The organism is Bacillus sp. AY18-3 (assembly GCF_008042305.1).
GTDB lineage: Bacteria > Bacillota > Bacilli > Bacillales > Bacillaceae_G > Bacillus_A > Bacillus_A wiedmannii.
Map to the genome: position 1 here is coordinate 290772 of NZ_QKQR01000015.1, position 13796 is coordinate 304567.

General features: G+C 33.2%; 15 protein-coding genes. 12 read left to right on the forward strand and 3 right to left on the reverse strand.

Annotated features, from left to right (window positions below):
* Window positions 1–24: 24 nt before the first annotated feature.
* From DM800_RS15870 to DM800_RS15905, 8 genes are all read left to right on the forward strand, one after another.
* Window positions 25–732: a GntR family transcriptional regulator gene (locus DM800_RS15870; protein ID WP_088122945.1), complete on the forward strand. Its 708-nt coding sequence runs from the start codon at window positions 25–27 to the stop codon at window positions 730–732.
* A gap of 215 nt (window positions 733–947) precedes the next feature.
* Window positions 948–1139 carry a hypothetical protein gene (locus tag DM800_RS15875; RefSeq protein ID WP_000575326.1) on the forward strand — a complete coding sequence of 64 codons (192 nt, stop codon included), beginning with the start codon at window positions 948–950 and terminating at the stop codon, window positions 1137–1139.
* Between the two features lie 53 nt (window positions 1140–1192).
* Entirely contained in the window at window positions 1193–1873 is a 681-nt protein-coding gene (gene bshB2 / locus DM800_RS15880) for a bacillithiol biosynthesis deacetylase BshB2 (RefSeq protein ID WP_088609511.1), read from the forward strand.
* A 23-nt stretch (window positions 1874–1896) separates the two neighbouring features.
* The gene (locus tag DM800_RS15885; protein ID WP_088122944.1) at window positions 1897–2670 is read left to right on the forward strand and encodes an alpha/beta fold hydrolase; all 774 of its coding nucleotides are present in this window, start codon (window positions 1897–1899) and stop codon (window positions 2668–2670) included.
* Window positions 2671–2738: 68 nt separating this feature from the next.
* Window positions 2739–4172: a MocR-like pyridoxine biosynthesis transcription factor PdxR gene (pdxR, locus tag DM800_RS15890; RefSeq protein WP_048545917.1), complete on the forward strand. Its 1434-nt coding sequence runs from the start codon at window positions 2739–2741 to the stop codon at window positions 4170–4172.
* Between the two features lie 33 nt (window positions 4173–4205).
* Entirely contained in the window at window positions 4206–4562 is a 357-nt protein-coding gene (locus DM800_RS15895; RefSeq protein ID WP_060487518.1) for a CidA/LrgA family holin-like protein, read from the forward strand.
* A 23-nt stretch (window positions 4563–4585) separates the two neighbouring features.
* Window positions 4586–5257, forward strand: coding sequence for an LrgB family protein (locus tag DM800_RS15900; RefSeq protein ID WP_060487517.1), 672 nt, complete (start codon window positions 4586–4588; stop codon window positions 5255–5257).
* A 20-nt stretch (window positions 5258–5277) separates the two neighbouring features.
* Entirely contained in the window at window positions 5278–5703 is a 426-nt protein-coding gene (locus DM800_RS15905) for a YfmQ family protein (protein ID WP_097908320.1), read from the forward strand.
* 22 nt (window positions 5704–5725) lie between these two features.
* On the opposite strand, the gene DM800_RS15910 is transcribed toward DM800_RS15905, so the two are convergent.
* Together DM800_RS15910 and DM800_RS15915 are read right to left on the reverse strand one after the other, a co-directional pair.
* Window positions 5726–6139: a CBO0543 family protein gene (locus tag DM800_RS15910; protein ID WP_137035405.1), complete on the reverse strand. Its 414-nt coding sequence runs from the start codon at window positions 6137–6139 to the stop codon at window positions 5726–5728.
* Window positions 6102–7280: a DUF2515 domain-containing protein gene (locus DM800_RS15915; protein ID WP_087985011.1), complete on the reverse strand. Its 1179-nt coding sequence runs from the start codon at window positions 7278–7280 to the stop codon at window positions 6102–6104. The genes DM800_RS15910 and DM800_RS15915 overlap by 38 nt, the downstream gene beginning before the upstream one ends.
* A gap of 309 nt (window positions 7281–7589) precedes the next feature.
* On the opposite strand from DM800_RS15915, the gene DM800_RS15920 reads away from it, so the two are divergent.
* Genes DM800_RS15920 through DM800_RS15935 form a run of 4 tightly spaced genes read left to right on the forward strand, consistent with a single transcriptional unit; the run spans window position 7590 to window position 10946 of the window.
* Window positions 7590–8576: a UDP-N-acetylglucosamine 4,6-dehydratase family protein gene (locus tag DM800_RS15920; RefSeq protein ID WP_060487514.1), complete on the forward strand. Its 987-nt coding sequence runs from the start codon at window positions 7590–7592 to the stop codon at window positions 8574–8576.
* On the forward strand, window positions 8573–9484 hold the full coding sequence (locus tag DM800_RS15925) for an SDR family oxidoreductase (protein WP_147787180.1): 912 nt from the start codon (window positions 8573–8575) through the stop codon (window positions 9482–9484). Before DM800_RS15920 ends, DM800_RS15925 begins: the two co-directional genes overlap by 4 nt.
* A gap of 25 nt (window positions 9485–9509) precedes the next feature.
* On the forward strand, window positions 9510–9830 hold the full coding sequence (locus DM800_RS15930) for a DUF6572 domain-containing protein (protein WP_060487512.1): 321 nt from the start codon (window positions 9510–9512) through the stop codon (window positions 9828–9830).
* Between the two features lie 48 nt (window positions 9831–9878).
* The gene (locus DM800_RS15935) at window positions 9879–10946 is read left to right on the forward strand and encodes an undecaprenyldiphospho-muramoylpentapeptide beta-N-acetylglucosaminyltransferase (protein WP_087985008.1); all 1068 of its coding nucleotides are present in this window, start codon (window positions 9879–9881) and stop codon (window positions 10944–10946) included.
* Window positions 10947–11042: 96 nt separating this feature from the next.
* On the opposite strand, the gene DM800_RS15940 is transcribed toward DM800_RS15935, so the two are convergent.
* On the reverse strand, window positions 11043–13763 hold the full coding sequence (locus tag DM800_RS15940) for a sensor domain-containing phosphodiesterase (protein WP_137014260.1): 2721 nt from the start codon (window positions 13761–13763) through the stop codon (window positions 11043–11045).
* Window positions 13764–13796 lie beyond the last annotated feature (33 nt).

A 13796-nucleotide genomic window follows, 5' to 3' on the forward strand; every position in this document is an offset into this window, starting at 1 on the left:
AAAGAGTATTTTAGGAGAAAGTGTATGAGTGCAAAGTATAAACAAATTGCAGATGTGTTAGAGCAAAACATTAGAGATGGGCTTTTTAATGAAACGAAAAAACTACCTACAGAAGAAGCTTTGATGAATCGGTTTGAAGTAAGCCGTAATACGATACGTAAAGTAATTAGTCAGCTTGTAAATAGAGGTTATATTTTTCAAGTGCAAGGTAGTGGTATGTTTTTACGTGAAACTTCTGTAACAGATTACATTAATTTAGGAAGTTTACGTGGATTAACGAAAAATCTCGTTTCGCAAAATATTGAAACGAAAGTGTTAGAGCTTGAAGTAATAGATGCGGACGAAGATATAGCAAAGCGGATGCAATGCGAAGCTGGAACTAGGATATATTTTTTGAAGCGTTTAAGAATTGTAGATGGTAAACCATTCTCTATTGAAGTAAGTTATTTCAAAAAGGATATTATTCCATATTTGAATAAAGAAATAGCATTAAGCTCTGTATACAGTTATTTCATTGAAGATTTACGATTAAATATTGGCTTTGCCGATAAATTTATTAGTTGTGAAAAAGTAAATAAAGAAAACGCGCAGCTGTTAGAATTAAATGAAGGTGATCCGGCGCTTCTTATTGAAAATACAGTATGTCTTGTAAACGGGACAATTTTCGAGTTATCTCAATCGATGTTTCATTATGAAAAGACTAAACTTTTAAATCGAATTAATTTTAAATAAAAATAGAAAATAATTTATCGTGTGAAAAGCAACTGAGTCCAAAGTGATCAGTTGCTTTTTATTTTTTAAAGTGGATGAGCAAAAAAACACAAAAGTGGTTGGTCCGTTTTTTGTAAACATCTATTATGATAAGAGAAGAAAGGTAGTATGTTATTAAAGTTTTAAAGAGGAAGTTCTTTATTAAAATAGATTGTCTTTAGAGAGGTGAAAATACAATGATTTTTGCAATTTCACTAGTGGTTATTATTGTAATTGGATCCCTGTTTGGGACCGTGTTAGTTGCACGAAATGTGGAGGAGAATTACGGCAAGTCTACAAAGAGAAATGTGAAAAACTTATCAACTATTTATATTCTTCTTCTTTTCGTACTACTTGTTGGGGTAACGTGGTATGCGGTAGTGATTTAATAGTTTTGAAAGAAAAAAGTTAATATTGTATATGATGGAGGAGTATGATTTTGATAAAAAATGAACGCCACGTTTTAATTGTTTTTCCGCATCCAGATGATGAGTCATATTGCGTGGCAGGTACAATTTTAGCTTATGCGCAGCGAAATGTTCCTCTTACTTATGTTTGCTTAACGTTAGGTGAAATGGGGAGAACGATGGGGAATCCTCCTTTTGCAACACGTGAATCATTAAATGTTATAAGAGAGACGGAACTAAAGAGGGCTACAAATATTTTAGGGATTAAAGATTTACGTATGATGGGATATCGTGATAAAACTCTTGAATTTGAAACTCCCGGAGAGTTAAGACGTGTATTACAAAAATGTGTAGAAGAAGTGAATCCTTCGTTAGTTATTTCTTTTTATCCGGGATATGCGGTTCATCCAGATCATGATGCAACAGGAGAAGCGGTAGCAGAGGCGTTAGCTAATATTCCGGAATATAAAAGGCCAACATTTTATGCGGTAGCTTTTTCGAAGAATCATGAAGCAGAAATAGGTCCTCCGCATTTTAAAAACGAAGTGAAAGAATATGTTCCCAAAAAATTAGAGGCATTGCAAGCACATGCATCACAATTTGCGACGAAAGTAACGGAACTAAAAAGAGAGTATGAAGAAGGTGTACCGGAAACAGTAGAGTGGTTAGAAAAGGAACCATTTTGGATATATTCATTCAAAGATAAGAGTAAGTGACGTTATAGCTGAAGGTGATGAATATGTATTTTGAATATAAGAATCGGAAAATTTCTTACAATATAGAAGGATCGGGCCCTGTTATATTGTTATTACACGGTCTTGGTGGGAACGCAAACAATTGGCTATATCAAAGGCAATATTTCAAAGAGAATTGGACGGTGATTTCTCTTGATTTACCGGGGCATGGGAAATCGGAAGGGCTGGAAATTCTTTTTAAAGAATATGCAAATGTATTGTATGAGTTATGCAGTTATTTAAAGCTACAAAAAGTAGTTATGTGTGGTCTTTCAAAAGGAGCTAGAGTCGGTATCGATTTTGCTATTCAATATCCAGGCTTTGTTTCTAGTTTAATTGTTGTAAATGCATTTCCCTATTTGGAGCCTGAAGATCGAAAAGAACGAATTGAAGTATATGATTTACTTAGCTTACACGATAATGGAAAAACATGGGCGGATACATTATTGAAGGCAATGGGAGTAGCAGATAATGAAGTAATTGTTAGGGGATTTTATCAATCTTTACAGTCTATTAATTCGGTGCATATTCAAAGATTATTTGCTGAATTAGTAGATTATGATCAAAGACCGTTTCTTTCAAATATTTCATGTCCTACTTTAATTATAAGAGGGGAAAATGATGATTTCGTTCCCGAGAAATATGTAAGAGAGTTTGAAAGACGTTTGAAAAATACAACTTTTATTGAGTTTAAAAATAGTGGACACTTACCTTATTTAGAACAGCCGACTAGCTTTAATATGACGGTAGAAAGATTTTTAAATCATGTAATTAATTAATACTATTATTAAAGTTAATACTGTTATTAGGGAATCAAGGATAGTTCGTTTTGAGAGGGGGCAACAAGGTGGAATGGAAACCAAATCGTGCAGATAAGACGCCTGTATATAAACAAATAGCGGATTATATGGAAAGGGGTATTTCTTCAGGTGAGTTTCCTTCTGACAGCAAGTTACCTTCTGAGCGTACTTTAGCGAAAGAATTACAGGTGAACCGGAGTACAATAGTAGCTGCGTATGAAGAATTAAAATCACTTGGAGTAGTAGAACGGCAAAAGGGAAGCGGAACAAGGGTCAATACAGATATATGGGGTGTGTCACATAAACGAATACCGAACTGGGGTAGGTACGTGGAGGATGGATCGTTCTTACCTAACGTACCACTCGTTCAACAAATTAGAACGGAAACACAAAAAGACGACTTAATTAATTTAGCGAGTGGTGAATTGTCACCAGAATTGATTCCGAGCGATAGATTCCGAACGATTTTGTCGGAGAAAACATTTATGGAAAACCTCGGTTATGACCATCCGCTTGGAAATGAAATGTTGAGAAAAACAATTGCAGCACATGTTCAGCAATATAAACAAATTGAAGCAGATTCGAATTCTATCCTTATTACATCTGGCGCACAACAGGCACTTAACCTTATCGTGCAATGCTTATTAAAACCAGGAGACGCGATTGCAATTGAAGATCCGTCGTATTGTTTTTCATTGCCGATGTTTAAATCTGCTGGCTTAAAAATATTCCATCTACCTGTTGATCAGCATGGAATGAATCCAGATGACTTAATTGATTTGCATAAAAAGCATCGTATTCGCATGGTATTTTTGAATCCAGATTATCAAAATCCAACGGGAACTGTGTTGTCATTAGCAAGGCGTAAAAAGGTTTTAGAGCTGTCTTCTGAATTTGGTATACCGATTGTAGAAGATGATCCGTATAGTTTAACTTCATTTAATGGAGAAGTGAATCCTACATTAAAGTCAATGGATCAAAACGGGAATGTTCTTTATATAAGTTCATTATCAAAAATTGTTGCATCAGGATTACGTATTGGCTGGGTAATTGGCCCTACGCGTGTAATAGAACGTTTAGCGGATGCAAAACAGCAAGTTGATTTTGGCCATAGTGTATTTACGCAGTGGGTGGCAAATCAATTTTTAGAATCAGAAGATTTTCATGCACATATTACAATGCTTCGTGAGCAATTGAAAGACAGAAGAGATGTGTTAATTAGAAAGCTTGAAGAAATATTAGGGGACCAGGTTGAATTTTTTGTTCCAGAGGGTGGAATACATTTATGGTGCAAAGTGCAAGGAACATTTGATGAATATCATTTATTAGGCGAATCTATACGAAATGGTGTAGCGTTTGTCCCGGGAAGTGTTTTAGGTACTAAAAATGAATATATTCGTTTTACTTTTGGGAGAGTAGATGTCGAACAAATTCAACTGGGAATTACGAGGTTTGCGGAAACGTTAAATGAGATCTCATAATAGTGATGCGTAATATTGAAATGAGGGAAAGAAATGAAGTACGTGGCGCTTTTACTGCAAGTAGGCGTGCTATATGTATTTAGCTTAGTTGGTACGTGGATTCAGGAAGTATTCCATTTATCAATGCCAGGAAGTTTAATTGGGATGTTAATGCTGTTTCTGCTCCTTTCTACTCGTATTTTACCATTAAAGTGGTTTGAGGAAGGTGCGGAAAAGTTACTCGTATTTTTACCGTTATTTCTAATTCCTTCGACAACAGGGCTGATGGAATTCGGGTCTTTTCTTTTCGGTAAGGGGAGTATTATATTCCTGTTAGTAGTTGCAAGTACGGTAGTAACTTTAATTGTTTCAGGATATATAAGTCAATTATTAGTAACATCAAAAAAATAAAATCGACAAGGTGCACGATGCAAATGGTCTTAATTATTATTACTGTAGTAATGTATGTATTGGCGACAAAGTTATATAAAAAAATTCCGTTTCCATTTACGTTACCGGTGTTAACAGTTACAGCGAGTATGATTTGCTTATTTTTAATTTTTGATATTTCTCATCATGAATATAGGGAAAATGGGGGAGATATTCTTTCCGGCTTATTAAGTCCTGCAATTGTAGCGTTAGCGATACCTTTATTTAAAGAGCGAAACATACTTATGAAAAACTTTTTGTCGATACTTATCGGTGTAGCGGTAGGTATAGTGGTTTTAACGAGTATGAATGTAGTGATTGGCGGGATGTTAAATATAGATAAGGAACTCATATTAACAACACTGCCGCAATTAGCGACGATGCCTATTGCTATTTCATTAGCGGATCAAATTGGCGGTATTCCATCTATGACTTCTAGTTTTGTAGTTGTTGCAGGGATAACAGGTGCTATTATCGGACCAACAGTACTTAAGTTTTTCCGAATAACAAGTACGATTGGAAAAGGAGTGGGGATGGGCTGCGCATCACATATTATCGGTGTGAGCCGTCTCGTGAAGGAAGGCGAAAAAGAAGCGACAATCGGTTCGGTAACGATGATTGTAACGGGAATACTCATTAGTATATTCATACCGTATGGAACGAAATTTATATTTTAAAATGTAATGGAGATGAGAAAATGACAACATGGTTTATAGTTACTTTATTTATTTTTGGCGCTCTTAAAGTGCTAGTTTCTAGTATGCCAACTTCTGTTGTAGAATCAATTATTAGTAGATTTGAATTGCATCAAAAACTTGAGGAAGAGAATACCTCTATATCGATAGATGGAAAGAATATAGAGGGAGAAATGAAACGACAAGTTATTCATGAATTTAATGAAGCTTTATTTTTAGATAAACATTATTTCCCGCCACATGGAGAAGGAACACCACTTGTTATTGATACGAAGAAAGGGAATAAAGAGATTAGATTTTCTCTATATAGCCATGAGGAACATGTTGATGTAATCAAGCAATATAAGAAGAAAATCGTTGCTTATCGTTTACGTTCAAAAAGTCTTCAAACTCTTGCACCATTAGCAATAACCGAAGATTATGCTTAAGAAGAGATCGATTATGGTCTCTTTATTTTTGTATGAAATGATATACTTTCCAAATAAAAGAAAAGAAAATCATATAGCCAAATAAAGAATATGTATGATTCCAATCCAAGCTATGAATAAAGAAACCGAATCTTTCAGCAACTTGTTCAAAAATGCTGGCAAAAATACCTATTGAAATAATAAGTAGAATTCTAGAAATTGTAGATAATGTTTTGGAAATTTGTATAAAAACAGCTGTTAAAATCGGTAGTACAAACAAAGTAAAGCCAATGTTAACTGAAAATATGGATGAGAATGGTCTAACGGGAAAGGAATAGATTTGGTTCGCAACAAAGAAAGCATCTAAGCAAGTTCCGATAATAGAAGAGAGTAAGATTGTAACTGCTAATGCTAGAAAATCATTCTTCTTCTCGAAGGAGGACGTTTTTCTTTGCAAGAATTGCCAACTCAATTGTTTCGAGTGTTTTACAGTAGTCTTCTGTAATTTGTCCATTTATATTTTCCTCCTTATCTACTAAGTAATTTACAACTTGCCAGTCCGTAAACCAATCTTCATTGTCAACTTCTTCATGCTTCATATCTCGCCATGCATAGATGAGTGCAGGACTGTATATACGATAAGCGCCACTACGCAACTGGCATTTCTTTATTCGACGCTTATAAAACTCACGGGAAAAAGATTCATTGACACTTGAAAATAAATGAGGCCAGTAATCTTTCCTTGATCCTGTATGCGGATGGTGCTGGGCCCAGCTTATTATTTGAGATAAAACATGTGTGTCTCGAAATAATAATGAATACAACCTTTTTCCAATTAAGATTCGTTCGTGTAAGGAAGTGAAATGTTTCATTGTATCACCAAATAGTAATACTTTGAGTTTCTTATCATTTTCGTAGAATGGGAAAAGAATATGATTAAATTGAAAGAAATCAAAGAGTTTAAATCCAATACTATTAAGTACAGTCTTTTTAAATTGTATATTTTGAATCACTCTTTTTTCTAAGTAGTGTTGCTCATTAATAATAGTTGCAATGGCTAATGTTTTTTTGTTACCTGTTTTCCAAAAATCGTTCCACATCGTTTCCATAAATGTAGAAACATTTAGGTGAGGGAGAAGGTGAAATAGCTTTTGTGCTCTTTTCACACTTTGTTCATAAAGCAGAAATTGAGGATATACATCTTGGAAAATAAGCCAATTCCCTCTTTCTAAAAAAGAAAAAAATGTGATTTGATCTTTCTCTGATAAAATTTTCGTATATAAATCGCCCTTTAAATCAGTCATATTCCAACCGCCGTTACGTGATACCATATGCCCAAGTAGTGCCCAATGTATTTCTGGATATTGAGTGTAAAATTGGTAGTATGCGCGTGTTCTTGTCACATTATTTTTATTTAGCTGTTCAGTTTGTATTTTTATGTTGTTGATGATGAGTTGCTCTTCTTTCGTTAATTTATACATCGAGCCAGAATGTATGAGTTTGCTTTTTTGTTTTAATTCATTTTTTACATCAAATAGGGAGAGAGGCAGTGCTTTGGAAGGTCCGTTATATGTATGATTTGAATTGCTTCGGTACATTCCGTTACCTCCATTTTTCATAAATTTAAACATGATTATTGGCTATGAATCGTTCTATTTATTTTATTACGAGTATAAGAAATAAATGAGCGGTGTTTGTTATAAGGGTTTAGTTATTATGCAAAAAGTATAAAAAATCTTACTGTTGTGAGGTGAAATAAAAAACAGAAACTATTTTTAATAGTTTCTGTTTTTTTATTTTGTCAATTAAATGTAACAAACGACAATTATGATTTAAATCAATTGAAAATAATTTAATAAATTTTATAAATACAATTTTAATTGAAATGTGTGGTAGGAGGAAAAGAAATGCTAAATAAAATAATTTTAATTACTGGTGGTACAGGTTCGTGGGGACAGGAACTTATAAAACAATTATTAGAAAAATCACCGAAAGAAATTAGAGTTTTTTCAAGAAATGAAACGGTTCAGTTTGAAATGCAGCAACAGTTTATAAATGATGATAGATTAAAATTTATTATTGGAGATATTCGTGATAAAGAACAACTAGTCTATGCATGCCAAGGTGTCCATTATGTATTCCATCTTGCAGCTTTAAAACATGTTCCAGTATGTGAGTATTATCCTTATGAAGCTATAAAAACAAATATACATGGTACACAAAATGTAATTGAAGCATCTATACAGATGCAAGTTGAGAAAGTTATATATGTTTCAACGGATAAAGCAGCCGATCCATCAAATACGTATGGGATGACAAAAGCAATTGGTGAGAAGTTAATGGTGCATGCGAATATGCAAACGAAGAAAACAAAATTCATTTGTGTTCGTGGTGGAAATGTTTTGGGGACGAGCGGAAGTGTGGTACCACTCTTTAAAAAACAAATTAAAAAATCTTTACAAGTAGGGATTACCGATGCAAGTATGACTAGATTTTTCTTAACGATTGAAGATGCTGTTGGATTGTTATTTAAAGCCGTATATCAAGGTAGAGGTGGGGAAATCTTTGTTATGAAAATGCCGGCATGTAAAATAACAGATTTAGCAGAAGTGTTAATTGAAGATTCGAAAAAGGAAAACGTGAAGGTAAAAGAAGTAGGGATAAGACCGGGTGAAAAATTAAGTGAAATGCTTTTATCTGAGGTAGAGAGTAAAACAAGTATAAGTTTTGATCAAAATTATTTTGTGGTACTACCGACTATTCCTATAGAAGGACTGCAAGAATATTATGCTAGCTATCCGCTTGTGGATGTGAAGAGTTTTAGTTCTCAACAAGACTTACTTACAAAACACGAGGTGAAACAAATGTTATTAAAAGGAGGGTTTTTACGATGAAAAAAAATGCGAGTCTTTTAATAACTGGTGCAAATGGTTTCACAGGACGCCATGCTTGCCAATATTTTTTAGAGCAGGACTTTCATGTAATTCCTATGTTTCAAAATCGTGCACATAGAGAAATAATTGGGAATGGTATTACTTGTAATTTAACTAATAAGAGCGAAGTAATGAAGGTAATGAAACAAATAAAGCCAGATTATGTATTGCATTTAGCAGGAAAGAATTCGGTCATAGAGTCTTGGACAGCTGCTCTTGAATATGTAGAGGTTAATGTAATAGGGACGTTATATTTATTAGAAGCAATTAAGCAAGAAGTACCTCACTGTAGAACATTGGTTATAGGATCTGCTTTGCAAGCAGATAGTATGAGCAATATAAAAATTTCAAATCCATATAGTTTAAGTAAAACGATGCAAGTCATTATTGCAGAGGCGTGGAGTGAATTAATGAATTCAAATATTATCATTGCAAAGCCCTCGAATTTAATTGGTCCAGGAGTATCGAATGGTATTTGTTCTATTCTTGCAAAAAAAATGATAACTATAGAGTCGAATAAAAGTGAAGCAATTATTGAAGTAAACAGTTTGAAAGATAGTAGGGATTTTCTAGATGTACGTGATGCGGTTAAAGCGTATCATGTGTTATTGCGCGATGGAATAAATGGAAAACAATATAATATTGGATCAGGGATAAAACGGTCTTTATTAGATGTAATAGAACAATACAAAGAATTAACACAGCTGAGTTTTTCCATAAAAGAAGCAGAGCATAGTGGAAGCGAATCAAATGAGAGTTTAGTAATAGAGGATATAAAAAGGTTAGGTTGGGTCCCAGAAATTCAATTCCATCAATCATTAAAAGATGTACTCGAGTATGCGAAGTGTAGTGAAATCTGCATTCAATGAAAAATGAAAAGGGTGTAAGAAATATATGAATGGCTATAAAACAATGGATAATCAAAATACGCTATTTCTTTTAATTGTTGATACGCTGGACTGGAAAGATGAGGAAGAGCATGTTTTGTGTATCTATGAGGCGATAAATAAATGTCAAGCCTATGTGGAAGGTAAAAAGGGTGATAGGAAAAATCCAGTAATAGGTACAGGAACTAGGCCTGTAATTCAAGTCTTTGCTCAGTATGAATGTAGTGAGTATGGAAATGATTTTTATGATCTTATTAAAGATTTTTTGCAAGATATAGGGTTTGAGCTAAATGTTTATATAAATAATAGTAAGTTTACTTACATTTAATAGATTAGTATAAAACAAGATTTTTAATGATAAAGGTGGATATAAATTATGAATAAAAAGATTCTCTTTACTGGGGGCGGTACAGCCGGACACGTAATGATTAATATGGTATTGATTCCTAAATTTATGGAAAAAGGATGGGGAATTGAGTATATTGGATCTCAAAATGGAATTGAAAAACTATTAGTTCAAAATGTGAAATACAATAGTATTTCAACGGGGAAGCTTAGGAGATATTGGGATTGGGAGAACTTTAAAGATCCTTTTAAAATAATAAAAGGTTGCATACAAAGTTATAAATTGATGAAACGAATAAAACCAGATGTTGTTTTTTCGGCAGGAGGATTTGTGTCCGTTCCTGTAGTAATAGGAGCGTGGATGAATAAAGTACCTGTAATAATACGTGAACCAGATAGTACGTTAGGATTAGCAAATAAAATAGCATTACCTTTTACTACAAAACTATGCACAACATTTCCTCAGACAGGAGAAAATGTAAGTAATGAGAAGAAGGTTTATGTAGGACCAATTGTAAGGGAAGAAATTGAGAGGGGCAATGTATTGCGGGGAAGAAGCTATTGTAAATTTCAGCAAGATAAACCAGTATTGTTAATTATGGGTGGGAGTCAAGGTGCTCAATGGATAAATGATATGGTAAGGGGAAGTTTGGAAAAATTACTATTAAATTTTAATATTGTTCATATGTGCGGTAAAGGGAAGGTGGATTCATCTATTGGTATGGAAGGTTATATGCAATTTGAGTATATAGGGGACGAGTTGCCGCATATACTAAATATGGCGAGTGTTGTAGTTTCTAGAGCAGGTTCTACTGCTATTTCTGAATTGCTATTTTTGAAGAAACCGATGTTGCTTATCCCGTTAACTAACAGTTCTAGTAGGGGAGATCAAGTTTTAAATGCTGAATATTTTTCTCGGCAAGGATATGCGGAAGTTATAATCCAGGACAGAATAAGTACGAATGTATTCATACATGCAGTAAATAAGTTGTATACAAATAAGGAGAGATATATTCAAAACATGAATGGATATAAGAAAACAAATGATGAGGGGATTCATCAATTAATAGATATAATAAATGAAGTGGTGAAGGAATAGAAATTTAAATAAAAAAACAAAAGGAAAGAAGATATCTTCTTTCCTTTTTACTATAGTTGTTCAAATTCATTATTACTTATCCATATTAGCAATATACTATAGGTGAATACCGATTTCTAATAGCTCAGTAAATGCATGAGTATGGATAGGTTTACTATAATAGTAACCTTGAATAAACTGACATTTATTTTTTTGAAGGAAATTCACATGTTCTTTCGTTTCTACACCTTCTGCAATGACAGACATTTCTAATGTATGTGCTAATGTGATAATCGTTTTAATAATTTCCATTCCATCTTCACACGTTTCAGACATTGTAATAAATTCTCTTGGGATTTTTAACGTATCTATTGGATATAAAGGTAAATACGCTAGTGAAGAATAACCTGTACCAAAGTCGTCGATTGAAATGTGAACTCCTAAACCCTTTAGTGTGCGGAGCTTTATCAATGTTTCTCGCTCATCCATCATTGCAATGCGCTCTGTTAATTCAAGGTCGAGAGAACTTGCCGGTAAGCCTGTAGTTGCTAATGTAGAAGAAATAGACTTTACAAAATCTTCTTGTTCAAATTCTTTAGCAGATAAGTTTACACCAATTTTTAAATGAGAATATCCGAGTGTGTGCCAACGTTTCATTTGCTCACAAGCCTGCTGCAATGTCCATTTTCCTATTGGAATAATTTGTAGTGTTTCTTCAGCAATCGGAATAAATTCATATGGAGAAATAACGCCTAATTCAGGATGATTCCACCTGATTAGAGCTTCTGCACCGATAATTTTATTAGATTCACTATCAACTTGAGGTTGATACAAAAGGAACAATTCTTCATTTTGTATTGCGTTTGGTAAATCTTTTTCTAATCGTAATCGTCTTTCAATTTTTTTAGCGATTACATCGTCATAAATAGAGACAGAGTTAAGCTCTTTTGCCTTTGCATCATACATTGCAACATTAGCGTTTTTCAAAAGTGTAGCGGTATCGATTCCGGAATGTGGATAAATAGCGATGCCGATACTAAGTGATAAAGTTAATGTATGCTCATGTATGACAAACGGTTTTTCCATGCATTCAAATAACTGGTTGCATAAATCGAATAAGGAATCTTCGTCAGTATAGTTTTCAATTAAGATTGTAAATTCATCGCCACCGATTCTTGACAGATGAGTATGTGATGGAAGACATGATTGGAATCGCTTCGCTACTTCTTCTAATATGTGATCTCCTGCCGAATGTCCAAGTGTATCGTTAATTGCTTTAAAGCGATCTAAATCTAAGTATAATAATGCGAACTCACTGTCTGTTGTTTTAGCATTTTTTATAACTCTTTTTAATTTCTTATGGAAAAAGGCACGGTTCCCAATTTTCGTTACCGTATCATGGAATGCTAAATACTTTATTTCTTCTTGTTGCTTTTTTAGTGCGGTAATATCTTTTACCATAATATAACTTCCTGAAATTTGTCCGTCTATTATAATAGGGACGATGGTAACGTATAAAAAATAAGTAAAACCATCTTTATATTTAGAACTTAGTTGTAAGTATGCCGATTCTTGTTGTTTCACCTTTTCTAATGCAGATGTTAGTTTATGTTTGTCTTCATCTAAAATAATCGAAAAACAAGTTTCACCGAGTAACTCATCTGTTGGTGCTCCAAGTAGTATACTTCCGGCTTGATTTACATTTAAGAATACGCCATGTAAATCAATTGTAAAAATAGGATCAGGGTGATATTCATATAACGATTTAAACTTTTGTTGTTTTTGAGATAGAGCCTCTGATTTATGAACTAAATCAGAAGTCCGTAAAGTCACCTTTTCTTCTAGTTGTGCATTGAATGCCTGTAAACGTTTTGTTAGGGAATTGTTTTGCATACGTACAATAGAATGACGAATGAGTACGAAAATAAAAGTAATACAATTTCCTGTAATGAGAGTTGAGGATGATGTTTGTTCTTTTAATGTAAACCCGATTAGTATTGCAACAGCAAGATAGGGAAATACAACTAAAGCCTTTTTTCCTATTATAGGGTTAACAATGAAATAATTTTTATGGCTATTACGATCTGCTGAAATAGATCCAGCTATTGCAATAAATAATATAGGTATTCTATATAAAAGACGTAATAATGTTATCGTTTCAGTTGCTAAATGGTTATTTAAGTAAAAATAAATATAGTTAAAAGTTGCAGAACTTATCAATACAAAAATAAAGATATAAATCTTCCGTTTAGAATTAAAAATTGTCGGACGGAAAAAGAGACTAACGCCTAGTAGAAGAAACAATAAATCTGCAATTGGATATAGAAATGAAAGGAAAACATCGCCTAGTGAAAGAGAGAATATATTTAAATTTGGTTGATTAAATAAATACCACTCTAATGTGAATATGGAAGTAAGTACTATACATATATCACAAATAAAGAACGTTTTTTCCCATTTATCGCATTCTTTTAAAATTTTATAACTGAAAGCGATAAGACAAAAGAGTAGAAAAAACATGTAAAATACATCAGAAATAGTAAAACGATGTATTGGAATTTCGAAGAAGCTATCTTGATATGTATATACTATTTTACCTAATAAAAAACTCCCAATTGCTATCGTGATACATATCCAAAACGGATTTGAACTGACTTTTTTAGAATATATAGAATAAATTAGTGATACAAATGTAATGGCTTCAACAATAAGTGAAGCGAAGCGTACATCCGAATTTGAAAAATGAGTAGGGAACAGATAAAAAAATATAAAATAGATTGAATAGCATATTAATGTTCCGATTAATATACATAGTTGTAAATTTTTATTTAATTTCAATAAAATCACCTTCTTTAATTATGCACTATATTC